Raw genomic sequence first — 22,758 nt, forward strand, 5'->3', positions numbered from 1 at the left:
CCACTCGAGTCTAATACCAAATCGGCGTTGAGAAATCTGTTGGGTGGCAGTCGTAAGACCGCCACCCAACAGGTAAATCATATGCAATTTTCGATGTCCGCGCGGTTCGCGCTTACGTCAGTCGGGATCGGAGCGTCGTCCCAGCCGTGTCACGCAGCCTTGCTGAACTCGAAGTCCTTGCCCTTGCCCAGATCTTCGCTCATGGAGAGCTTCAGGTGGACCTTGTCGACCTCGGCCGACGGAACCGCGAATGCGAGTTCGACTGTCTCTTCGCCTCCAGCCGGGATCGGGCCGGAGAAAGGGAAGCCGCCCTTGTATTTCGAACCGTCGAACACATCCTCATATTCCTTGCCCGCACCATTGTCGGCGGTGAACTGTGCAAGCGAAAGATCAACGTCGGAGCTTCCGCTGTTCTTGGCAGTCACGGTCACAATCGCGATCTCACCATTGCTGCTTTCGGCGCCTGCAGAATATTCGGACGCGGTACCCGATTTCACGGCGACCGCCGCCGTCACATCGGTGCCGACCTCGACGCCGCCGCTCTCGACCGGAGGAGCCGCCGCTTCACTGCCGTCAGACGAGCCCGCACCTTGGCTGGGGTCCTGTGCAGGATCAGAGGGACCCTGAACCGGTGCTGCGGACGAGGACTGCTCATCAGCGGCCTCACCTATCGCTGTGATGAACATGCCGCCGAAGATCAAGGTGACGATGACCGAGATGATCGAGAACAGGATGGCGATGAAGCTGAGGATCATGCCGGTGATGGTCATGCCCTTGTTGTTGGCCAGCCCCTTCTTGATCGCGGAGAGACCGACGAAGGCGAAGATCGCGCCGGCAACGCCGAAGATGAATCCGATTCCGAAGAAGATGGACAGGACGATGCCGGCAATGCCGCCGATCAACGCGAGGATTCCCCAGATATTCTTCGACTTGTTGTTCCCCGGGCCTGCCGAATACGAACCGTAGTTCGCATTGGGGTTGGCCGGGATGAACTGGTCCGACGAACCGTCAGCACCGGCATAAGCGGGCTGCTGGCCGTACTGGTTCGCATCGTAGCCCTGCGCATTGGGGTCGTAGCCCGGAGCGCTGGAATCATAACCCTGGCCGTAGCCGCCCTGGTTCTGGCCGTACGGGTCCTGGTTGTAGCCTTGTGCGTTGGCATCGTAGCCCTGAGCGTGAGGATCATAGCTCTGGCCGTAGCCGCCTTGGTTCTGGTCGTATGCTGGAGCACCCATGTCGTTTGGCTGCGAGCCGTACTGAGGCTGCGAACCGTACTGCGGCTGCTGATTCGGATCGTTCTGCGATCCGTATTGTGGTGCCTGCTGCCCGTTGTTCTGCGAACCGTACTGCGGTGGCTGCTGGCCGTTGTTCTGATCACCCGAGAAGCCAGGAGCGCTGGGCGGCTGGTTGTCGGGGCCCTGACCGTTGGGGTTCTGATTTCCAGAACCGTTGTTCGGTTCGTACGGGTTCTGAGGAGTAGACATGAGTGCTCCGAAGTCTTCGTCGATGGTTACCTTCACTAGCGTACTAGTGAATGTGTCGCTTTCCCCCCGAAATCCACGTGGCAGTCCTGACACACACCCGACATATCGGGGCCGAGGCCATCAGGCTGAAGACGAGGATGATGAATGCACGAAGCCCCGAGTGAGTCACTCGGGGCTTCTTCTGTGCGCGATACTGGGATCGAACCAGTGACCTCTTCCGTGTCAGGGAAGCGCGCTACCGCTGCGCCAATCGCGCCTTATTCATTTGTTGCACCGGAACACAAGGTCCCTGTGCGCGATACTGGGATCGAACCAGTGACCTCTTCCGTGTGAAGGAAGCGCGCTACCGCTGCGCCAATCGCGCCGACTCACCAACAGCGAACCGTTGGACGAATCCGAGGTGGCGACGGGATTCGAACCCGTGTATACGGCTTTGCAGGCCGCTGCCTCGCCTCTCGGCCACGCCACCATCAAGGCAGTGCCATGACGCCTTCGAGCGGATGACGGGATTCGAACCCGCGACCCTCACCTTGGCAAGGTGATGCTCTACCAGCTGAGCCACATCCGCATTTCTCGCTGCCCGGTTTCCCTGGCAACGAGATACAACTCTATACGCAGGTGGCGGTCCATGCAAAATCAGATTCGAGTGATCGTGGTCACACACGCAAATCGAGCTTTCAGACTCATCGACTTATATTGGAAGAGTGAACGACGATCCCCAGGACAAGCGCCCCACAGGGTGGCTGTCACGCCATCACAAGCAAGGCGTGCGCCCCTGGCGCAAAACGCGTCTGAGCTTCCTGCGCTGGCGCAGAACCGTGATGGCCAACCCGCACACGGCACGGCTCTATCGGACCATCGTCGGCGGAGTGGGCACGCTCATCGTGCTCATCGGCCTGGTGCTCGTGCCGTTTCCGGGCCCGGGGTGGCTCATCGTCATCATCGGACTGTTCGTCATCTCCAGCGAGTTCCGTTGGGCGCAGCGGATTCTGCACTTCGTCCGCCTCAACGTGGAGAAATGGACGCACTGGGTCATGGCGCAGCCGGTCTGGGTGCGCTGGACGCTCGCTGCGGTCACAGCGGTATTCGTTGCCGTTATCGTCTGGGCTGCATTCAGGATCATCGGACTCCCCGACTGGGTGCCCGAACTCGAGGTCCTCAAATACCTCGAGCTGCAGTAGCGCCGATGCGCCTGCCCTTTGAGCCTGCTGTTGTCAGCACAGCCAACTGCCGCCTGGAGAGCCTGTCGACGCGGGGAAAGCCTGTCGACGCAGGGGGTGCCTGTGACTGCCAGGAGAAGCAGATTACTGCGAGGAGAGCGCCGTCAGGCGCGAAAGGCAGCGCATATACTTCTTCCGGTACCCACCGGCCAATGACTCTTCAGTGAAGACCTTGTTCAACGCCTGTCCCGAGTTGATGATCTTGACGTTGCGATCATAGAGCCTGTCGACGAGTGCCACGAAGCGCAGCGCGACACCCTCGTTGTCGATCGTCGTCACGTCTTCCCACACGGCCGCGTCCAACCCATCGACCATGCGACCATACCGGGAGGGATGGACGGTGGAGAGATGGCGAAGAAGTGTCGGGAAATCGTCGCGGGCGACGGCGCCGGTCAACTCAGACGTCGCGGCATCGAGGCTCTCGGCGGGAATCGGCTCGGCCGGCTCGCTCAACCCACGGTGGCGGTAGTCCTTGCCTTCGATGCGGTAGATGTCGAACTGGTCGGCCAGCGCCTGGATCTCTCGGATGAAGTCCTGTGCGGCGAAGCGGCCCTCCCCCAACGATCCGGGCAGAGTGTTCGAGGTGGCGATGATCTTCACGCCGGCGTCGGTGAGTTCGCGCATGAGGCGTGACATGAGCACCGTGTCGCCGGGATCGTCGAGTTCGAACTCGTCGACGCAGACGAGCTTCATCTGTGAGAGATCGTCACGGGCACGGATGAATCCGAGCGCGCCGACGAGGTTCGTGTATTCGACGAAGGTGCCGAAGGTCGCAGGCTTCTCATTCGCATGCCAGGCCGAGGCCAACAGGTGTGTCTTGCCCACGCCGTAGCCGCCGTCAAGGTAGACGCCCTTTGGCCCGTCCTTGCCCTTGGAGAACAGCTTGCCCAGGAAGCCCTTGGACGTCGACGACGCCGCGAATTCCTCAAGTTTGTTGCGCGCCTGGGCCTGCGAGGCCTCCGAGTCATCGGTGCGGTAGCTGGCGAAGGACACGTCCTGGAACTGAGGTGGCGGGACGAGGCCCGCAATCAGTTCATCGGGCGCAACGTGGGGGGAACGGTCGCTCAGTGCGACCAGAGTCTGCTCGGCATTCACTCGGCCTAGTCTATTGCAGGCCACGCGTGGTCGATCAACCGCCTCTGACGTGAGAGTGCTCTCAGCCGACGTCAGAGCACTCCCAGCTGACGTCGTCTCAGCTGAAGTCGAAGCCCAAGCGCCCCAGCTGCTTCGGGTCTCTCTGCCAGTCCTTGGCGATCTTCACGTGCAGGTCGAGGTACACCTTGGTCCCGAGCAGTGCTTCGATGCCGCGCCTCGATTCGCTTCCGATCTCTTTGAGTCGGCTGCCGCCCTTGCCGATGATGATCGCTTTCTGGCTCGAGCGCTCGACGTAGAGGTTGACGTGGACGTTCCACAGCGGGTTGTCCTCACTGCGTCCCTCGCGGGGGTACATCTCCTCGACCTGAGCGGCCAGAGAGTGCGGAAGCTCGTCGCGGACGCCTTCGAGCGCGGCCTCACGGACGAGCTCGGCGATCATCATCTCCTCCGGCTCATCCGTCAGCTCGCCCTCAGGGTAGAGCGGCGGCGAGACCGGCAGGTGACCGGTCAGAACGGAGTCGACCGTGTCGATCTGAAAACCGTCGACGGCAGAGACCGGAACCACATCGGCGAAGTCGGCGAGGGCACCCACGGCCAGCAGCGCCTCGGCGACCTTCTCCTGAGGAACTTTGTCGGTCTTCGTCACCAGGGCCACGATCGGAGTGCGGCCGTCGAGCAGCTCGAGCTGGGACGCGATGTATCTGTCGCCGGGCCCGATGGGTTCATCAGCGGGCAGGCAGAAGCCGATGACGTCGACCTCGCTCAGCGTCGAGGCCACAAGATCGTTGAGGCGGCTGCCCAACAGGGTCCGAGGCTTGTGGAGTCCCGGGGTGTCGACGAGGATGAGCTGGTGATCGTCTTTGTGGACGATGCCGCGGATCGTGTGCCGGGTGGTCTGGGGCTTCGCCGAGGTGATCGCCACCTTCTCCCCCACCAGCGCGTTCGTCAGCGTTGACTTGCCGGTGTTCGGTCGGCCCACGAAGCAGGCGAAGCCTGCCCGGTAGTTCTCGGGATAGTCTGTGCGAAATTCCATTTCAGTTCTCTTCCTTCGTGACCCGGACGTGGGTGATGCGGTGGCGGCGGCCCTGACCCTCCATCGCTTCGATGTTGAGACCTTCGATCGCTGCGTTCGAGCCGTCGATGGGAACGCGGCCGATGAGCTTCGTGAGCAGACCGCCGACGCTGTTGACGTCGTCCTCGTCGATCTTCACATCGAAGTAGTCGGCGAAGTCGGAGATCGACATGCGGGTGCTGATGACGAATGAGCCGTCGTCGACTTCGACGAGTTCATCATCACTGGTGTCGTATTCGTCTTCGATCTCGCCGACGATCTCCTCCACGATGTCCTCGATGGTGACGAGTCCGGCGGTGCCGCCGTATTCATCGACGAGGATCGCCAGATGCGTCGAATCGAGCTGCATCTGCTCCAGCAGGTCATCGGCAGGTTTGGTCTCGGGGACGAACAGAACTCCCCGTGCCAGGATATCGACCGATCGTTCTGAGTCCTCCGGGTGGAGGTGGAGCCGTCTGGCGACGTCCTTGAGGTAGGCAACACCGCGAATGTCGTCGAGATCCTCTCCGCTGACGGGGATCCTTGAGAATCCCGAGCGGAGGAAGAGGTTCATGACCTTGGTCAACGGTGTACCCGAGTTGACCGTCACGAGATCGGTGCGCGGGACCATGACCTCATTCGCCGAGGTGTCGGAGAGGTTGAAGACAGATTGGATCATCTCCCGTTCGCCGTCTTCGATGATGTCGGACTCGCTGGCTCGCTCCACGAGGTCGCGCAGCTGGTCGGAGGTGACGAAGGGGCCGTCCTTGTACACGCGGTCCGGCGTCAGCAGGTTTCCGAGGAGGACGAGGATATTCGTCAGCGGTTTGAGAACGACCAGTGCTGCACCCACGACCCAGCTGAGGTTGAGGCAGACGGCCAGAGAACGGCGTCGACCGATTGTCCGTGGGGACACGCCGGCGACGACGAAGACGGCGATCGAGGCGGTGAGCACTGTGAGCACGACCATGAGCGGTCCCACGGAGTAGATCGAGTTATAGGCCAGCGCAATGAAGACCGTGGCCAGTGCCTCCATGAAGTTTCGGACGAAGATGATGACGTTGATGTTGGTGGGCAGATCGATGAGGATCTTCTCTGCCCGAAACGCAGACTTCTTGCCTTCGTCCTTCGCATCCTGGATCGCCTGATGGGACACGCTGAGCAGAGCGGCATCGACAGCAGACAGAGTCGCCGAAACGACGAGACACAGTGCGGCACCGAGGAACAGCCAGAGCACGGCTCAGACCTCAGTGGGAGAAGGGATGTCGGTGCGACCGTCGTAGCGGGCAGCGAAGAAGGTGAGCAGCAGATGCCGCTGCAGGGCGAACATCTCCTCCTTCTCCTCAGGCTCACCGTGGTCGTATCCGAGCAGGTGCAGGAATCCGTGGACGGTCAACAGGAGCACCTCGTCCATGGTCGAATGTCCCGAGGACGAGGCCTGGGCGGCGGCCACCTCGGGGCAGATGATGATGTCACCCATCTGGCCCTCGGTGGGAGCCCCGGCCTGTCCCTGTGTGAGCTGGTCCATCGGGAACGACATCACATCGGTGGCACCGTCGAGGTCCATCCAGGTGACGTGGAGTTCCTCCATCGCCTTCGCATCGACCATCGTGACTGCGAGCTCCGCGCCGGCGTGCATGTGCAGAGCCTGGCCCAGGTATTCGGTGAGAGCCACGACCTCGTCGAGGTCGATTGCTTCGTCTGTCTCGTTTGAGATCTCGGTATTCACTCGGTGCTTCCCCACAGGTCATAGGCATCGACGATCTTCGTCACCAGCTGATGGCGGACGACATCCTTGCTGCCGAGGTGGCAGAATTCCATGTCGTCGATTCCGGTCAGAATGTCCTGGACAAGGTTGAGACCGCTGCGGGTCTTGCCTGGCAGGTCGATCTGAGAGACGTCACCGGTGACGACCATCCGCGCGCCGAAGCCCAGCCGGGTGAGGAACATCTTCATCTGCTCACCGGTCGTGTTCTGCGCTTCATCGAGGATGATGAACGCATCGTTGAGGGTGCGGCCGCGCATGTATGCCAACGGTGCGACCTCGATGGTCCCCGTTTCGATGAGCAGCGGAATCGACTCCGGATCAACCATGTCGTGCAGGGCGTCGTAGAGGGGCCGCACATAGGGGTCGATCTTCTCGTTCAGCGTTCCAGGCAGGTAGCCCAGGCTCTCCCCCGCCTCAACCGCTGGGCGGGTGAGAATGATGCGTGAGACTTCTTTGTGCTGCAATGCGTTGATGGCCATGGCCATCGCCAGGTAGGTCTTGCCCGTACCTGCTGGACCGATGCCGAAGGTGATCGTATGGTTGCGGATCGCCTTGACATAGTCGTGCTGGCCCATCGTCTTGGGACGGATGGACTTTCCGCGGGTGGACAGGATGTTCGTTCCCATCACCGCCGAGGCGGCTTTGCCCTCCGAGGAGAACGACGCCACCCGGTCGATCGTCTCCTCGTTGATGCGGTGGCCGGAGCCGTGCAGCTTCTTGAGCTCCCCGATGACGGAGACGAAGGCTGCCACCTGCGTCGGCTCGCCGTTGGCCTGGACCTGGTTGGCGCGCACGTGCAGGTCGAGGTCGGGGAATACTCGCTCGAGCTTCCGCAGGTTCGACTCCCCCGGCCCGAAGAACTCGACCAGATCGATGGAGTCGGGAATCACGAGACGCACTGTGTCCGATGCAGCTTCTTCGGCAGGTGTGTTGTTCACAGAGTTCGTGGGATGAGTGGAGGTGTCCAGAATGATCCTTAGTGACTGTTCGTACTTGTGGGATTACTGCAATTGCGTGTTTCCATCGTAGTCGCCTTCGTCACCAACGGCCCAATGAATTCTGAGCCATGACGAGTCCGGCCGCTCCGGCCGACGACGACCGCAGAACCGTGGGTCCCAGGAGCACGGCTTTCGCACCGATGGCTGCGAGTGCATTGAGCTCAGCGTCGCTGATCCCGCCTTCGGGCCCAACGACGAGGACGATGCGTGCAGAGTCTGCGGCCGAGGAGTCTTCGACGACCGAGGTGTTCGCTGGTCCCGAGTCCCTCAGAGCCTGCGACAGTTTCTGCTCGGCGGCCTCATGGAGGACGTAGACGGTATCTGTCTCGGTCAGAATCGACGCCAGGCCGGTGCCGCGGACCAGGTCGTGGCGCAGAGGGAAGCGGGATCGCCTGGCCTGCAGGGATGCTGCCCGCAGAACGTTGTCCCACTTGGCTGCGAGCTTGTCGCGCTTCTTCGCGGGCCAATCGGCGATCGAGCGCTCGGCGGCCCAAGGGACCACCTCGTCGACTCCGATCTCCGTGGCGGCTTCGATCGCCTGCAGATCGCGGTCGCCCTTGGCCAGAGCCTGCACGAGGACCAACCGCGGCTGGTCTTCGTCGGTGTGAGCCACCGAGGCGACGTGCAGTCCGAGTTGGTTCGCCGAGGCGGCCGATACCGTTCCGCGTACGCGGGTGCCGGATCCGTCGACGACTTCGAGTTCGTCCCCGGGCCCGAGTCTGCGGACTCGGACCGCGTGGCCGGCCACGTCCTCACCGAAGGTGAGCACCTGACCGGCGGCCGCCTCGGCGACCTGAGTCGAGAAGAAGACGGGAAGGCTCACCGACCGGCGAACTTCTCACGCATGCGGGAGAACATACCGCGGTTCTGGGTGGTGATCTGAGCGCGAGGGGTCTCTTCCTCACGCAGAGTCGCCAGCTGTGACAGCAGTTCCTTCTGCTCATCGTCAAGCTTGTCCGGCGTCAACACGTCCACCGTGACGAGCAGGTCGCCTCGGGTCTCCGAACGCAGTCGGGTGGCGCCGAGTCCCGGAAGCTTGATGACGGTGCCTGACTGGATGCCGGCTTCGATCGAGAGTTCCTGTGATCCGTCGAAGGTGTCGAAGGGGATCGACGCCCCCAGAGCGGCTGCGGTCATCGGCACGGAGACGGAGGCGCGCAGGTTGTCACCGTCGCGCTGGAAGACTTCGTGGCGGGAGACCATGACCTCGACGAAGAGATCACCGGCAGGACCGCCGCCGGGTCCCACTTCGCCCTGCGATGAGAGCTGGATGCGGGTTCCGTCGGAGACGCCGGCGGGGATGCGGATCTTCATGGTCCGCTGCTTGCGGACCCGACCGTCACCCTGGCAGTTGAGGCAGGGGTTGGGAATGACGGTGCCGAAGCCGTGACAGGAGTTGCACGTCTGGTTCGTCACCATCTGGCCCAGGAGCGTCCGGGTCATGCGCTGAACGCTGCCGGCACCGTGGCACAGGGAGCATGTCTCAACGGATGTGCCCTGCTGGGTTCCGGCACCTGAGCAGGTGTCGCAGACGACGGCAGTGGTGACATCGAGGTCGATGTTCCCACCGAACGCGGCGGTCTCGAGATCGATGTCGACTCCCACGAGTGCGTCCTTGCCGCGCTGTGTGCGCGGCATCGGACCGCCGGCCGATCCGGCTCCCCCGCCGAAGAAGGTCTCGAAGATGTCGCCGAAGCCACCGAAGCCGCCACCGGCTGGGAATCCCTGTCCGTTCTCGCCGCCGCCCATGTCGTAGTTCCGGCGCTTCTCCGAATCGGAGAGGACATCGTAGGCGAGGGAAATGGCTTTGAACTCGTCCTCGTGTCCCGGGTTCACATCGGGGTGATACTTCCGGGCCAACTTTCGGTACGACGATTTGATTTCAGCCGCCGAAGCGTCTTTGGACACTCCGAGTGTTTCATAGTGATCGGCCACAGAAACTTCTCTCTCCCTGGTGGTGTGCGTTGTTCGCGTTATCGTGCCTGTTCGCAGTGTGGTGCTTGGTCACGCTGTGCTGCTTGTTCGCGCTGTGCTGAGTGCTCTGGTGTCGGTTCATCTAGCCCTGGTCGAGGACGGAGGAGACGTATTTCGCCACGGCCCGGACAGCTGTGATCGTCGTAGGATAGTCCATCCGGGTCGGCCCGAGCACTGCCAATCGCGCGGTGGACCCCGCGTCATGACCATATTCGGCGGCCACGAGGGATGTCGAGCTGAACGACTCGTGAGTATTCTCACGACCGATCCGAACGCTGATCTCCTCTTGGTCCTCAGCCATCGACGTCAACAGCTTGAGCAGTACGACCTGCTCCTCGAAAGCTTCGAGGATCGGTGCCATCTTCTCACCGAACTCCCTGCCGGAGCGAGCCAGGTTTGCCGTGCCTGCCATGATGATGCGCTCTTCACGCGTGGCGATGACGAGATCGGTGACGGCGGAGCGGACCTGTACCAGTGCCGCGGCGGCGTCCGTTCCGACAGCGCCGGCTCCCACGACAGATTCCGCCTGGGTGCCGTCATCGTTCTGAGCCGAAGCACGAGGGGTGACTGTGCCCACGACTCTCGACAGCTTCTGACCGGAGAATTCGGAGTTGACCTCATCGCGGATTCCGCGCAGCGACTCATCGTCGACGACGCCCGGCGTGATCACGATCTTCTGCTCGACCTGACCTGCGTCGGTGATGAGGACGACGAGGATGCGGTTGGGGCCAAGACCCACTACCTCGATGTGCTTGATCGTGGCACGCGAAACTGTCGGGTACTGGATCAGCGCCACTTGGTGAGTCAGGCCCGAGAGGACCCGCACCGTGCGGTCGAGCATGTCATCGAGGTCCCCGTTGCCATCGATGAGCTGGAAGATCGCACGCCGCTCAGCGTGTGTGAGCGGTTTGAAGTCGTCGATGCGATCAACGAACATCCGATAGCCGAGATCAGTCGGGATTCGACCAGCGGAGGTATGAGGCTGCGCAATGTAGCCCTCCTGCTCCAGGTGGGCCATGTCATTGCGGATCGTGGCCGGAGAGACGCCGAGCGTGTGGCGCTGAACGATGGCCTTCGACCCGACGGGTTCATTGGTGGCGACGAAGTCTTCGACGATCGCACGCAGAACCTGTGCTCGCCTGCTGTCGTTCATTCGTCCCCTTCCTTCGTTCGGCACCGCATTTGGCACTCATCTGCTTTGAGTGCCAATTCTACGCCTCTTGCATTCCGAATTCACTTTCGGGCCTGCCCCAGCGGGTCTGCACCCATCGCATCACGTCCTTGATTAGGGTGGTTGACCGTGAATACCTTTGATCGCTACGGGCACGATGTGCTGGCAGGTTCCTCTCCTTCCTCGCACCGGCCCAAGAAGTCCACACCTGTTGAACTGGGTCTCGGAATGGTTCTCGAAGACGCAATGAGCGGATATGTCGGCGCCGTCGTCGGCGCCGAGAAGACCACCGCCGGGGTCGTCGTCAATCTTGAGGACCGGACAGGCAAGGTCCGCGCATTCCCCCTGGGTCCTGGCTTCCTGCTTGAGGGCAGACCCGTCGACGTCAAACTTCCGACTAAGAAGAAATCGGCTCCCGGTCGCACGGCTTCGGGCTCACGTGCGGTCGGCAATGCTCGTGCCCGGGTGGCTCGAGGTTCCCGCATCTGGGTCGAAGGCAAACACGATGCCGAGCTCGTCGAGAAGATCTGGGGCGACGATCTGCGCATCGAAGGAGTCGTCGTCGAACCGCTGGGTGGACTGGACGATGTCGCCGACAAGCTCGCGGCGTTCGGTCCTGACAAGGATCACCGCGTCGGTGTCCTCGCCGACCACCTCGTGTCCGGCACCAAGGAATCCAAGATCGCCGAGGCGGTGCGTGCTGATCCCCGCTACCGCGACGTCGTCCACATCATCGGTCATCCCTATGTCGACATCTGGCAGGCGGTGAAGCCTCATGTCGTCGGCATCAGGGAATGGCCGGTCGTCCCCCGTGGTGAGGATTGGAAGACGGGAATCCTGAGACGTATCGGTTGGCCGCACGCCGACCACCGGGATGTTGCCCGCGGTTGGGTGCGCATCCTGGGCAAGGTCAGCACCATAGCCGATGTCGAACCCACACTCTCGGGCCGAGTCGAAGAGCTCATCGACTTCGTCACCGTCGGCTGAGATTTCCGTCGGCTATGGCCGCGGTCGAATGTGATCGATCTGCTACAGAATTCGGGCTTTCCCCAATTCGGCGTCAGGGCATTTCCGATAGTGTGAATGTCCAGAAGCTCTGAAAGGACCCACATGTCTGACAACCCCCAGCAGCCGAACAACGGCCCTGACCAGTCGCGTCCAATGCCGCCGAACTATTCTCAGGCCTCTGGACCCCAACAGCCCTACAGCCAGCAGAACCAAGGCTACGGTTCCCAGCAGCCGAACCCCGCTTCGCAGAACTACGGTTCGCAGCAGAGCCAGCCAGCTCAGCCGGGCTTTGGTGCACAGCAGACAGCGTACGGATCACAGCAGCCGAGCTACGGTTCGCAGCAGCCGGGTTATGCCTCGCAGCAGCAACAGCCAGGCTACGGATCACAGCAGGCCTACAGCGGTCAGCAGCAGTATGGCCAGGGTCAGCAGTATGCTCAGCAATCCTATGGTCAGCAGGCACACAGCTACGGACCGGGGCAGCCAATCGGAAATCCGGCGCTGTTCGACTCACGAATGCTTCCGGAGAATGCCTACGGCCCCGGCTCCGAGATGTTCTGGCAGGCCAGCCAGACCGAGAGAACCACGGTCCTATGGACCCATATCGGGTCGATCTTCGTCTGGTTCCTTCCCCTCATCATGTTCCTCGTAAAGAAGAACGAATCGCCTTACGTGCGCGAACATTCGCGACAGGGCCTCAATGCAATGATCACGAACTGCATCGCCACGTTCGCGGCCGTCATCGTGTTCATGGTCATCGGCTTCGTCCTCGCTCTCGTCACCTTCGGTCTCGGATTCTTCGTCTACTTCCTGGCATTCCTCGTCCCGCTCGTCTACACGGTGCTCTACATCATCGCCGCTGTGGCAGGGAACAAGGGAGAGGGCTACAAGATCCCACTGACCTTCGAATTCGTGAAGTGATCAGATCCGGCACATGATCTGACTGTCATTTCAGCATAGAGAAGCCGCCGCCATCGAAATCGATGACAGCGGCTTCTCTGCGTTCGGTTCCGTTCACATGGTCGTGGTGCAGTCCACGTAGTCTCGGTTCAGTCCACGTAATCCGTGAGGATGCGAACCATGTAGTCAGCCATCAGCCGGCCCTGCAACGTAGGTTCGAAGCGGCCTTCATCCACGGCGTCTCCATCGAGAAGTCCCTGCTGGACGAAACCCGTGATCGCCCTGTCACTGCCTTGGCCCAAGGTGTCCAGAGGCAGCTCCGAATCGATGCGAGCCGCGAGCATGATCCGCTCGATCTCCTGGGTGGATGCGTCCAGCACCTCACGTCCGATGGCAGGCGACTCACCTGCAAGCAGCCGGTCGGACCAGGCACGGGGATGTTTTGCGTTCCAGAACCGCACTCCGCCGATGTGCGAATGAGCTCCGGGTCCGAAGCCCCACCAATCGGCATTGCGCCAGTAGGCCATGTTGTGGTCGCAGCGGGTCTGCGCTGACGTCGACCAGTTGCTGACCTCATACCAGTGCAGACCAGCCGCCTCCATGGCGGCATCGGCGATCTCGTATTTGTCGGCCAGGTCGTCTTCGTCGGGCACCGGCAGTTCACCTCGGCGAACCATGGCACCCATCTTCGTACCGGGTTCGACGATGAGCGAATAGGCGGAGACATGATCGACGTCGTTGCTCAGCGCCACCTGAAGTGACCGGCGCCAATCATCGATGGACTCCCCTGGTGTGCCGTAGATGAGGTCGAGGCTCAGTTCCAGGCCGGCCTCCTTGATCCATTTCGCCACATCCGGAATCTTCTCCGGATCGTGTGTGCGGTCCAGGGTCGCGAGCACATGGGGCACAGCCGACTGCATGCCCAAGGAGATCCTCGTGAATCCGGCTGCGGCAAGAGTTGCAATGTAGCTTGGGTCCAACGTGTCGGGGTTCGCTTCGGTCGTGACCTCAACATCCGATGCCAACCGGAAGCGGTCGCGGATGTCATCCATCACCCCGGCCAGCACCTCGGCGGCCAACATCGTCGGGGTACCCCCGCCGAAGAAGATCGTCGTCACCGCACGGTCGGCGGCCCCTGCCTCGGCGAGAACACGAGTCGACAGATCAAGCTCGCGGGCAAGATTGCTGCGGTAGTCGTCGCGGGAGGCGCCGGGCCCCAGATCCTCTGCAGTGTAGGTGTTGAAGTCGCAGTAGCCGCAGCGGACCCGACAGTAGGGGACGTGAACGTACAGGCTCAGCCCGCGAGAGGCCGCGCCGACCCCGACCGAGGCCGGCAGCGAACCGTCAAGCGGTGGAGTCTCACCAGTCGGTTGTGCGGGCACTTACTTCTTGGATTCCTTCTTGGGCTCCGGATCATCCGAGGACAGAGCAGCGATGAAGGCTTCCTGAGGGACCTCGACGTTGCCGACGACCTTCATCCGCTTCTTGCCTTCCTTCTGCTTCTCCAGCAGCTTGCGCTTACGGCTGATGTCTCCGCCGTAGCACTTGCTCAGGACATCCTTGCGGATGGCGCGGATGGTCTCACGAGCGATGATGCGAGAACCGATGGCAGCCTGGATCGGCACTTCGAACTGCTGGCGCGGGATCAGCTTGCGCAGCTTGCCGGCCATGAGCACACCGTAGGAGTAGGAGTTGTCGCGGTGGACGATCGCGGAGAAGGCATCGACCTGATCGCCGTGGAGCAGAATGTCGACCTTGACCAGGTCCGCTGCGTCTTCGCCGTCATCTGAGTAGTCGAGGGTCGCGTAGCCCTTGGTCTTCGACTTCAGCTGGTCGAAGAAGTCGAAGACGATCTCGGCCAGGGGCAGTCGGTACCGGATCTCGACCCGATCCGAGGACAGATAGTCCATTCCCTGAAGACTGCCGCGACGCGTCTGGCACAGTTCCATCACCGCGCCGATGTAATCGCTCGGGGTGAGGATGGTGGCCCGGACCATGGGTTCCCTGACCTCTTTGATCTTGCCGGTCGGATACTCGCTCGGGTTCGTGACCTCCATCTCCGATCCGTCTTCCATCGTGACGTCGTAGATCACGCTGGGTGCGGTGGAGATGAGGTCGAGGTCGTATTCGCGTTCGAGGCGATCACGCAGGACTTCGAGGTGGAGAAGTCCGAGGAATCCGCAGCGGAAGCCGAAGCCCAGCGCAGTCGAGGTCTCTGGCTCGTAGGCCAGGGAAGCATCGTTGAGTTTGAGCTTGTCAAGGGCATCGCGAAGGACCGGGTAGTCCGATCCATCGATCGGGAACAGCCCGGAGTAGACCATGGGCTTAGGTTCCTTGTAGCCCTCGAGCGCCTGCGTGGCCGGTGCAGAGCTCAGTGTGACCGTGTCGCCGACCTTGGACAGGCGCACGTCTTTGACGCCGGTGATGAGATATCCGACTTCGCCGACGCCCAGGCCCTTCGTGGCCTTCGGCTCCGGTGAGGAGACGCCGATCTCGAGAAGCTCGTGGGTGCTGCCTGTCGACATCATCGTCAGCTTCTCACGCGGATGCAGCGAACCGTCGATGAGGCGCACGTAGGTCACGACGCCCCGGTATGTGTCGTAGACGGAGTCGAAGATCATCGCTCGCGCCGGTGCATCGGCGTCGCCGACAGGCGCAGGAATGTCCGAGATGATGCGATCGAGGACCGCGTCGACGCCTTCGCCGGTCTTGCCCGACACCAGCAGACAGTCTTCGGGCTCGCAGCCGATGAGGTTGGCCAGCTCCTCCGCGTACTTCTCGGGCTGTGCAGCGGGGAGGTCGATCTTGTTGAGGACGGGAATGATCGCGAGATCGTTCTCCATGGCCATGTAGAGGTTGGCCAGAGTCTGGGCTTCGATGCCCTGTGCTGCGTCGACGAGAAGGAGCGCACCTTCACAGGCGGCCAAGGATCTGGAGACCTCATAGCTGAAGTCGACGTGCCCCGGAGTGTCGATCATGTTGAGAGCGAAGGGAGTGCCCTCGTTCTCCCAGGCCATGCGCACGGCCTGGGACTTGATCGTGATTCCGCGTTCGCGTTCGATGTCCATCCGGTCGAGGTACTGAGCTCGCATATCGCGGGGTTGAACCGCCCCGGTGACCTGGAGCATCCTGTCAGCCAGGGTCGACTTTCCATGGTCGATATGGGCAATGATGCAGAAATTGCGGATCAACTCGGGTGATGTAGCGGACGGCGAAATCCGTTCGAGTGCTTGCGGCTTCACCTGAGGTGACATGAACGCCCTTCCTTCGACAGACCAGAACTTCCATTGTTCCATGGGTTGCGCACCAGACTGGAATCCTCCGCGCCCCGGTGCATGCGGCCACAGCTTCTTCTCACCGACTCGAACTCACAGAGAACCCAGTGTCGATCCTGCACATTCGACGGCGATCGGCGAAGATTGAGCCATGAGCGATTTCTCGATCATGAGCTTCAACCTCAGATATCCGGCGTTGGACGGCCATCCCGTGGCCAAGCGCCTGCCCATCGCCGCCGAGCTCATCACCCAGGCTCACCCTCATATCATCGGCACGCAAGAGGGTGAGCTCGATCAGCTCGAGACACTCATCAGCCTGCTTCCCGGAGAGTACATCTGGTTGGGTGAGGGGCATTCGGGCGGCAATTCGGGTGAGTTCACCGCGGTCATCTACGACTCATCGCGATTCGACGTCGAGACCGTCGACATCAGCTGGCTGTCCGAACATCCGGAGACGGTCGCCTCCGAATCCTGGGGTGTCTCACACGCCCGGACGCTGACAGTGGTTGACTTTCGGGACCGTATCGCCGGGCAGTCGCTGCGCCTACTCAACACTCACCTCGATCACAAGTCTGAGGAGGCTCGTCTGGAATCAGGGAAGATCATGGGCGGCCATCTCGCCGCGGCAACCGGCCCCTCCGTGGTCACTGGAGACTTCAACGTTGCCACAGGCTCTCCCGTCTACGACTATTTCTGCACTGAGCTGGGACTCACCGACACCGGGGCAGTCGTCCCGGGTGAGAACATCGGCACCTTCCACCGCTACAAGGGCCCGAAGGACGGAGATGGCCGGATCGACTGGATCTTGACGACATCGGACCTGCGGACCGTGTCGACCCGGATCAACACCTTCTCCGCTGACGGCGAATACCCCTCCGACCACTTTCCGGTCGAGGCGGTCCTGAGCTACGTCGATTAGGCTTAGTGACCATGAGTTGGAAATCACTGGTCAATCGCGTCGTCAAGATCGGCGTCAACGAAGGCTTCAAATTCCTCAAGGAATCACAGGCGAAGAAGAAAGCGGATTCGCAGGGGTCGGGCCCGCGCCCGAACGGTCCTGGAAGAAGCGGAGCTGGAGGGACCGATGCGCGGTCATCCGACCCCGCCTCGGCGAGTCAGAGCGACTACCCGGGTGATTACCGCGGTCCAGTCAATGTCGCCTATTCACCCGATCTCGACGGCGATGCCGATCCGGGAGAGGTCGTCTGGGGATGGGTCCCCTACGAAGAAGATCATTCCCAGGGCAAGGATCGCCCTTCCCTGGTCGTGGGCAAGGACGGTCGTTGGGTGCTCGCGCTCATGCTCACCAGCCAGGACCACATCTCCGGTGGAGTCGGCGAGGTTCGCGAAGACCGCCATGCCCGGTGGATGAACATCGGCAGCGGCGATTGGGACTCACAGGGCAGGCCCTCCGAGATTCGCCTCGACCGTGTGATCCGACTCGATCCGCAGTCCATCCGTCGAGAAGGATCGATCATGCCCCGCGCGATCTTCGAGCAGATCGGCAGGAACGTCGCCGCCGGCTGAGCCTACTCGTCCATCAACACACAGCATTGACAGGATCGTCTCCCCCACTGAGAATTCGATCATGGACAGTCGCAGGATAGGCACAATCGTTTCCGCGGACCTGACAGTCCCCGAGGCCGGCCCACTTCGTGACTTCTACACAGATGTGATCGGATGGACTGTCGAAGAGTGGGATATGGAGGGCTACTCCGACTACTTCCTCAAGACTGCAGACGGTGCCGACTATGTTGGCGGTATATGCCACCGGCGCGGCGCAAATGCACCGCTTCCGCCAGTCTGGCTCGTCTACATCAACGTCGCCGATGTCGCAGTCAGCGCGGAACGATGCACTGCTCTGGGCGGCAAGGTTCTTGTTCACAATGATCAGTTCGCGGTGATCGAGGACCCGGCCGGAAGTATCCTCGCCATCACACACGTAGACAGCTGATGCTCACTCGTGTGACTCACGCGGATTGAATTTCTGCCTGACGGGATCAGCCTGTATCGTTGAGAGAGTATCTTCATCAAAGGCGTGTGTCTCGCTGAGGTCGGGTGAAGATGCCATCAGGCTCGATATCATCGATGTGTTTCCCCGCGGAGATGAGTATGTCGGTCAGGTGTGCCCTCACGACCATGTTCCACTAACACGAAAGAGTGTTGAAATTGGCTAATATCAAGTCACAGATCAAGCGGATTGAAACCAATGAGAAGGCTCGCCAGCGCAACAAAGCTGTGCGGTCCGAGGTTCGGTCACATATCCGTGTCGTCCGCGAGAACATTGCTGCCGGCAACAAGGACGAAGCACAGCAGGCTTATGCTGTTGCCGCCCGTAAGCTCGACAAGGCTGTTTCGAAGGGTGTTCTGCACAAGAACAACGCTGCGAACCGCAAGTCGCGCATGGCCACGCAGATCAACGCTCTCTGAGTCGATCACTGAGGCTATAGCTTCGAGGGGCCCGATCCGTTTGGATCGGGCCCCTCATCTATTCACCATTCAGAGTCTGTTCTCCGCTCAGCGCTGACGAGCCAGCCGGCAGACTTCGGAGACGAACCATTCGACCGCATACACCGGGTCACGGCCTCCGCCTTTGACGGCTTCATCGGCTTCGGCTGCCGCGATCAATGACTGCCCCAAGGCGACTTCGTTCCACCGGCGCACCTCGCGCCGGGCGCGGTCGACCTGCCAGGGAGCCATCTTCAGCTCCGAGGCGAGCTCGCCGCTCGATCCCGAGAATCCCTGGACCTTGGCCATCGACCGCAGTTTCATCGCGACCGCGGCTACCAGGGGCACCGGATCGGATCCGGTCGACAATGCGTGGCGCAGGAGGCTCAGCGCGCTCTTCGCATCGCCTCCGACTGCGGCGTCGGCGACTTTGAAGCCGGTGGCCTCCACTCGACCGCCGTAGTACTGGTCGACGATCTGCGAGGTGATGATTCCGCCGGTATCCTCGATGAGCTGGTCGACCCCGGCATTGAGTTCGGACAGGTCGGCCCCGAGTGCAGACATGAGCGCGGCCATCCCCGATTCGTCGATCTGCCTCTTTGCAGCCTTGAATCGTCCTTGGGCGAATTTGGCGCGGTCGCTCTCGTTCTTCAGCGGAGCCGCATCGACCCGGGGGAATCCGTTCGCCTCGATCTTCTTGACCAATTTGGCGCCTCGGTTGCCGCCTCCGTGAAGAAGCAGGACGACGGCATCGTCATTGGGTTCATCGAGGTAGGCGAGCGCGTCTGCCAAGAATGCCTCCGAACACTTCTCGACGCTGTCGACGACGATGAGCTTGGAGGAGGAGAACAATGAGGGAGAGGCAGCCATGAGCAGCTCTCCGCCCTGGTATCCGGCGGCGTCGAACTCGATCTCCTCAGGGTCGGACTTCCGCGCGGCAGCGACGATCCGATCCTTGGCCATGCGGATGAGCACCGGCTCGTTTCCGGAGATCATCACTACGGGCGCGGGCTTCGCGGAACTCCACGGGATCAGGGTCTTCTTCACTGCCATGCGCCAAGCCTATCGTTAGCCACGGACTCGATGCGCGGCAGTGGCCGGAGCCTACGCGTGGGAATCACTGTCCATCACCGCCACAGCTTCGCCCCGTGCTGTACGCAGCGTTCGCATAGACGGCGATGGTGCCGCAGAGGTCGGTGCGCAGAACAGGGACGGGGCCGAAGGCTCGTTGGGCTCGTGGGGTGGGATGGCCGTAGCTGTTCTCCCCCACTGAGATCGCTCCGAGGCGAGCGCCTGCAGCGGTGAAGAAGTCCTCGGACAGGTCGGAGGAGCCATGATGGGGTGCGATGAGCACGTCGACGGGTTCGAGATTCTGGGCGACGATGAACTGTTCGTCCTCTCCGATGTCGCCAGGGACCAGGTAGCTCAGTCCCTTCTGTTCGACCCTGAGGACCAGTGAGTCCTCATTGCGCACTTCGGTCCCCTCTGCCCCCGCGGTCTCTCGCGCAGGTGGCCAGAGCACCTCGATCTGAGCCCCACCGGCGTCGAACGTGCGTCCACGCGCTGTCGGGACCACCTCGGCTCCGGTGTCCTCGACAATACTGTGCATCTCCTCTCCCCCGTAGGCGTTGGTGGACACCCACAGGCGGTGCAGGGTCCGCGACCAGGTGGTTCCGGCATACCCGGCGCTGTGATCGGCGTCGAAGTGGGAGATGACGAGATCGAACTCCTCGATCCCGCCCTCGTCGAGACACACATCGACGGGCTTCGGGTCCTTGCCTGTGTCGATGACGAGGCCACGGCCCTCGCCGAGGTTGATCAGCGTTGCCGAGCCCTGCCCGACATCGCAGATCATCACCAACCAATCGTGTGCCGGTGGCTTCGTCCGACCGACCACGATGATCAGTGCGGTCAGGCAGATGCAGAGGACGACGACCGGGACTCCCCACAGCTTCCTGCGCACCAGCAGCCAGGACCCTGCACCCAGCACGATGAGGAGTCCGAGCGCGGCCAGTGTCCCCCACGGCGGTTCGGGCCAGTCGAGGGCAGCTCCGGGCAGCCCAGCACAGATCCTGGCCACCGCGACGATCCACCATGCGCACAGAGAGCCGAGCCAGGCGGGAATCTGAGCACACCACATCAGTCCGGGGACTCCGATGAGACCGAGCCCCCCGCACACCAGCGATAGGAACCCGAGGACGGTGGCGGGCAGGACTGCGGGCGCGGCCAGGGCGTTCGCCGCCACCGACCACAGCCCTATCCGGGGGTCGATGGCCACGAGGACCGGGGTGCAGGCCAGTTGGGCGACCAGGGGCACGATGAGGGCACTGAGGACGACGGCGGGGACCATCGACAGGCGCAGGCTCAGTCGCCGCAGACAGATCGGAACGACGAACATGATTGCGGCGGTCGAGACGACGGAGAGCACGAAGCCTACCGAGGTCGCCAGCACAGGGACAACGGTGAGCAGGATGCACACGGTCGAGCTCATCACCGCCACTGGTGAGATCCCTCCCCCACGAAGGAAGACGAAGGCGACCGCGATCGCCATACCCGCGGCACGGATGGCGCTGGGTTCGAATCCGACCACGAACACATACCCCATGCAGGTGAGTACCCCGACACCGACGCGAGTCCGAGGACCGGCCCCGCACAGTCCGGCCAGCAGTCCGGCACCGAGGCTGACAATCGTGACATTGCTGCCTGAAACAGCCGAAATGTGAGTCAGGGACACCACACGCATATCGTCTTCCATCCGGGAATCCTGAGGCTCGGTGTCACCGACCACACGGCCCGGCAGCAGTGCACCGCCGCTGTGTCCTGAGGCCAGGGAATCAGTCCGCAGCTGCATGCGCAGGTCACCTCGCCACTGCCACAGCCTGTTCGGTGTGCGCAGGACCGTCGCATCATCGCTGCTGATGCGGATGTCGTCGAGAGCCTCCGTGCGCATGGTCACGTGCGATCCTTCAGCTGGAGCGGAAGGGCTGAGCACCTCGGTGAAGCCTCCCGAGGTGAGCACCGTCAACCGAGACCACCCCGAAGGCCCTGGTTGGCTGTGGCCGACCACGATGCCCTCCACATCGGTGACTTCTTCAGTTCCGCGGCCGGCACCGAGCATCGTGGTCTGAACCGTGAAGAGACACGCGAACACAATGAGGAGCACGCCAAGGTGGTGGTGTCTGCGCAGGCAGAGGAAGCCGAGACCCACGAGGAACCCAGCGGCGAGGAGCGCCCATGGCCCTGGGGCCACCAGCGCGGTGATCCACAGGCCCAGCGCGCAGATAAGCAGTCGAACGGATCCTGGCCAGACCGTCGCAACCGAGCGAGCCCGGCGGAGGCCTGCTCTCACACGATCTCTCACCCACTGAGCCTTCGACCAGTTCGCGCGCTCGTGCCGGGCCCTATCCGACCGAGACACGATCTTTGAGGCTCTCGAATGTCTTGGGTCCGATCCCCTGGACAAGCAGCAGATCTTCGATGCTGGTGAAGGGCTGTTCTTCGCGGTGGGCGATGATCGCCTCCGCCGTCACCGGTCCGACTCCTGGCAGCGTCTCCAGAGTCGTGAGATCAGCCGTGTTGAGATCCACCTGTGCCCCCTGCTCTGCGGCCCCACCGCCGGAGGCACCGACCGCGCTGTCTGCCCCACTGCCGGGAGCATCAGCTGCGCTGTCTCCCTCACTGCCGGTCCCTGTGTCCCCTGGCGCCTTCGATGCCCCACTGCCGGCATCGGCGCCTCCGGGATCTCGTTCCTCTCCGTGGGCGGGGATGTGGATCTGCTCGCCGTCGTGGAGGACGCGCGCGAGGTTGATGGCCTCCGCATCCGCCTGGTCCTCCAGTCCACCTGCCTTCTCCACAGCGTCCTGGACTCGGGCTCCGGCGCTCAGGCTCACGACTGAGGGTCTGTTCACCGCCCCGGTGACATGGACGACGACCGTGCCGGGATCGGCGCTCTGGGCGGCAGACGTGGCTGCGTCCGCAGCAGGTTGGTTCTGTTCTGGAGATGCGCCCGTCTTCGTCTCGGTCGAGGTCGCTTTCCTTCCGGAGGCCGAGCCCTCCTGGTCCCCACTGGCGGCATGCTGTGGGGCCGGGCGAAGAATGAGAAAGGCCATGACGAGCACAGCCATGGTGGCGACCGTCAGCGCGACGAGGATCGGCAGACGCACCCGGCGAGGCTCGACCGGTTCCTCTTCGCCTTCGCTGTCGCTTCCGAAGACGTCTCCTGGGACCCATCCGCCGCGTTCGGCGCTGGAGTTGATGAGGCCTGCGAAGCGATCATCGGGAGAGACAGCCATGCCGACAAGCTAAGGGCAGGTGCTCCGATCGCACCAGGGCCGACATTCCGCCTGTGGAAACCATTCGCCGGTCC

General features: G+C 62.3%; 21 protein-coding genes and 4 tRNA genes. 7 read left to right on the plus strand and 18 right to left on the minus strand.

Translation table 11 applies throughout. The features are described 5' to 3' along the window. Positions 1-149: 149 nt before the first annotated feature. The 5 genes from JTF07_RS19135 to JTF07_RS19155 form a co-directional block, all read right to left on the minus strand. Entirely contained in the window at positions 150-1,484 is a 1,335-nt protein-coding gene (locus JTF07_RS19135) for a DUF4190 domain-containing protein (RefSeq protein WP_213018933.1), read from the minus strand. 184 nt (positions 1,485-1,668) lie between these two features. Then, positions 1,669-1,740 (minus strand) — tRNA-Val (locus JTF07_RS19140). Between the two features lie 36 nt (positions 1,741-1,776). Continuing rightward, positions 1,777-1,848 (minus strand) — tRNA-Val (locus tag JTF07_RS19145). Positions 1,849-1,882: 34 nt separating this feature from the next. Further along, positions 1,883-1,953: transfer RNA gene (locus JTF07_RS19150), tRNA-Cys, on the minus strand. Positions 1,954-1,979: 26 nt separating this feature from the next. Continuing rightward, positions 1,980-2,052, minus strand: a tRNA-Gly gene (locus tag JTF07_RS19155). A gap of 136 nt (positions 2,053-2,188) precedes the next feature. On the opposite strand from JTF07_RS19155, the gene JTF07_RS19160 reads away from it, so the two are divergent. Further along, on the plus strand, positions 2,189-2,665 hold the full coding sequence (locus JTF07_RS19160) for a TIGR02611 family protein (RefSeq protein ID WP_353844034.1): 477 nt from the start codon (positions 2,189-2,191) through the stop codon (positions 2,663-2,665). Positions 2,666-2,788: 123 nt separating this feature from the next. On the opposite strand, the gene zapE is transcribed toward JTF07_RS19160, so the two are convergent. The 8 genes from zapE to hrcA form a co-directional block, all read right to left on the minus strand. Beyond that, the gene (gene zapE, locus JTF07_RS19165) at positions 2,789-3,799 is read right to left on the minus strand and encodes a cell division protein ZapE (RefSeq protein WP_204235774.1); all 1,011 of its coding nucleotides are present in this window, start codon (positions 3,797-3,799) and stop codon (positions 2,789-2,791) included. A 97-nt stretch (positions 3,800-3,896) separates the two neighbouring features. After that, positions 3,897-4,832 (minus strand): GTPase Era, encoded by a 936-nt coding sequence (gene era / locus JTF07_RS19170; RefSeq protein ID WP_204235775.1) that lies wholly within the window; start codon positions 4,830-4,832, stop codon positions 3,897-3,899. A gap of 1 nt (position 4,833) precedes the next feature. Further along, positions 4,834-6,087: a hemolysin family protein gene (locus tag JTF07_RS19175; protein ID WP_204235776.1), complete on the minus strand. Its 1,254-nt coding sequence runs from the start codon at positions 6,085-6,087 to the stop codon at positions 4,834-4,836. Between the two features lie 3 nt (positions 6,088-6,090). After that, entirely contained in the window at positions 6,091-6,579 is a 489-nt protein-coding gene (ybeY, locus tag JTF07_RS19180) for an rRNA maturation RNase YbeY (protein WP_204235777.1), read from the minus strand. Next, positions 6,576-7,592 carry a PhoH family protein gene (locus JTF07_RS19185; protein ID WP_502710974.1) on the minus strand — a complete coding sequence of 339 codons (1,017 nt, stop codon included), beginning with the start codon at positions 7,590-7,592 and terminating at the stop codon, positions 6,576-6,578. The genes ybeY and JTF07_RS19185 overlap by 4 nt, the downstream gene beginning before the upstream one ends. A gap of 64 nt (positions 7,593-7,656) precedes the next feature. Next, positions 7,657-8,439 carry a 16S rRNA (uracil(1498)-N(3))-methyltransferase gene (locus JTF07_RS19190; protein WP_204235778.1) on the minus strand — a complete coding sequence of 261 codons (783 nt, stop codon included), beginning with the start codon at positions 8,437-8,439 and terminating at the stop codon, positions 7,657-7,659. Beyond that, complete coding sequence (dnaJ, locus tag JTF07_RS19195) at positions 8,436-9,551, minus strand: molecular chaperone DnaJ (protein ID WP_143921826.1); 1,116 nt, start codon at positions 9,549-9,551, stop codon at positions 8,436-8,438. The genes JTF07_RS19190 and dnaJ overlap by 4 nt, the downstream gene beginning before the upstream one ends. Positions 9,552-9,672: 121 nt before the next feature. Next, entirely contained in the window at positions 9,673-10,743 is a 1,071-nt protein-coding gene (hrcA, locus tag JTF07_RS19200; protein ID WP_204235779.1) for a heat-inducible transcriptional repressor HrcA, read from the minus strand. Between the two features lie 141 nt (positions 10,744-10,884). Between hrcA and JTF07_RS19205 the strand changes: the two genes are divergently transcribed. After that, positions 10,885-11,748, plus strand: coding sequence for a DUF3097 domain-containing protein (locus JTF07_RS19205; RefSeq protein ID WP_204235780.1), 864 nt, complete (start codon positions 10,885-10,887; stop codon positions 11,746-11,748). 123 nt (positions 11,749-11,871) lie between these two features. Next, the gene (locus JTF07_RS19210; protein ID WP_204235781.1) at positions 11,872-12,690 is read left to right on the plus strand and encodes a DUF4870 domain-containing protein; all 819 of its coding nucleotides are present in this window, start codon (positions 11,872-11,874) and stop codon (positions 12,688-12,690) included. Between the two features lie 128 nt (positions 12,691-12,818). Here the strand turns inward: JTF07_RS19210 and hemW are convergent, their stop codons facing one another. Both hemW and lepA read right to left on the minus strand, forming a co-directional pair. Beyond that, positions 12,819-14,051, minus strand: a complete 1,233-nt coding sequence (hemW, locus tag JTF07_RS19215; RefSeq protein ID WP_204235782.1) for a radical SAM family heme chaperone HemW — start codon at positions 14,049-14,051, stop codon at positions 12,819-12,821. Further along, positions 14,052-15,923, minus strand: coding sequence for a translation elongation factor 4 (gene lepA / locus JTF07_RS19220; protein ID WP_252199944.1), 1,872 nt, complete (start codon positions 15,921-15,923; stop codon positions 14,052-14,054). It abuts the gene before it with no gap. A 172-nt stretch (positions 15,924-16,095) separates the two neighbouring features. Here lepA and JTF07_RS19225 point away from each other — a divergent pair, with 172 nt between their 5' ends. The 4 genes from JTF07_RS19225 (at position 16,096) to rpsT (ending at position 18,374) form a co-directional block, all read left to right on the plus strand. Continuing rightward, positions 16,096-16,863: an endonuclease/exonuclease/phosphatase family protein gene (locus tag JTF07_RS19225; protein ID WP_204235783.1), complete on the plus strand. Its 768-nt coding sequence runs from the start codon at positions 16,096-16,098 to the stop codon at positions 16,861-16,863. A gap of 11 nt (positions 16,864-16,874) precedes the next feature. Further along, on the plus strand, positions 16,875-17,471 hold the full coding sequence (locus tag JTF07_RS19230; RefSeq protein WP_204235784.1) for a type II toxin-antitoxin system PemK/MazF family toxin: 597 nt from the start codon (positions 16,875-16,877) through the stop codon (positions 17,469-17,471). Positions 17,472-17,532: 61 nt separating this feature from the next. Continuing rightward, a complete protein-coding gene (locus JTF07_RS19235) occupies positions 17,533-17,898 on the plus strand; it encodes a VOC family protein (RefSeq protein ID WP_204235785.1) in 366 nt (121 codons plus the stop codon). 215 nt (positions 17,899-18,113) lie between these two features. Next, positions 18,114-18,374: a 30S ribosomal protein S20 gene (rpsT, locus tag JTF07_RS19240; RefSeq protein ID WP_143921834.1), complete on the plus strand. Its 261-nt coding sequence runs from the start codon at positions 18,114-18,116 to the stop codon at positions 18,372-18,374. Between the two features lie 87 nt (positions 18,375-18,461). Here rpsT and holA read toward each other — a convergent pair whose 3' ends face one another. The 3 genes from holA to JTF07_RS19255 all read right to left on the minus strand — a co-directional run bounded on the left by holA (position 18,462) and on the right by JTF07_RS19255 (position 22,684). Continuing rightward, positions 18,462-19,445: a DNA polymerase III subunit delta gene (gene holA, locus JTF07_RS19245; protein WP_204235786.1), complete on the minus strand. Its 984-nt coding sequence runs from the start codon at positions 19,443-19,445 to the stop codon at positions 18,462-18,464. 64 nt (positions 19,446-19,509) lie between these two features. Then, positions 19,510-21,741, minus strand: coding sequence for a ComEC/Rec2 family competence protein (locus JTF07_RS19250; protein WP_204235787.1), 2,232 nt, complete (start codon positions 21,739-21,741; stop codon positions 19,510-19,512). 52 nt (positions 21,742-21,793) lie between these two features. Continuing rightward, the gene (locus JTF07_RS19255; protein WP_204235788.1) at positions 21,794-22,684 is read right to left on the minus strand and encodes a helix-hairpin-helix domain-containing protein; all 891 of its coding nucleotides are present in this window, start codon (positions 22,682-22,684) and stop codon (positions 21,794-21,796) included. Positions 22,685-22,758: the final 74 nt, after the last annotated feature.

Source organism: Brevibacterium sp. RIT 803 (genome assembly GCF_016892625.1).
Classification (GTDB): Bacteria; Actinomycetota; Actinomycetes; order Actinomycetales; family Brevibacteriaceae; genus Brevibacterium.

Excerpts from the sequence above, each read along its gene's own strand:
- JTF07_RS19135 (WP_213018933.1), bottom strand. The coding sequence starts at position 1,484 with ATGTCTACTCCTCAGAACCCGTACGAACCGAACAACGGTTCTGGAAAT.
- era (WP_204235775.1), bottom strand. The coding sequence starts at position 4,832 with ATGGAATTTCGCACAGACTATCCCGAGAACTACCGGGCAGGCTTCGCC.
- hrcA (WP_204235779.1), bottom strand. The coding sequence starts at position 10,743 with ATGAACGACAGCAGGCGAGCACAGGTTCTGCGTGCGATCGTCGAAGAC.
- JTF07_RS19210 (WP_204235781.1), top strand. The coding sequence starts at position 11,872 with ATGTCTGACAACCCCCAGCAGCCGAACAACGGCCCTGACCAGTCGCGT.
- lepA (WP_252199944.1), bottom strand. The coding sequence starts at position 15,923 with ATGTCACCTCAGGTGAAGCCGCAAGCACTCGAACGGATTTCGCCGTCC.
- JTF07_RS19225 (WP_204235783.1), top strand. The coding sequence starts at position 16,096 with ATGAGCGATTTCTCGATCATGAGCTTCAACCTCAGATATCCGGCGTTG.
- JTF07_RS19230 (WP_204235784.1), top strand. The coding sequence starts at position 16,875 with ATGAGTTGGAAATCACTGGTCAATCGCGTCGTCAAGATCGGCGTCAAC.
- JTF07_RS19235 (WP_204235785.1), top strand. The coding sequence starts at position 17,533 with ATGGACAGTCGCAGGATAGGCACAATCGTTTCCGCGGACCTGACAGTC.
- holA (WP_204235786.1), bottom strand. The coding sequence starts at position 19,445 with ATGGCAGTGAAGAAGACCCTGATCCCGTGGAGTTCCGCGAAGCCCGCG.
- JTF07_RS19255 (WP_204235788.1), bottom strand. The coding sequence starts at position 22,684 with ATGGCTGTCTCTCCCGATGATCGCTTCGCAGGCCTCATCAACTCCAGC.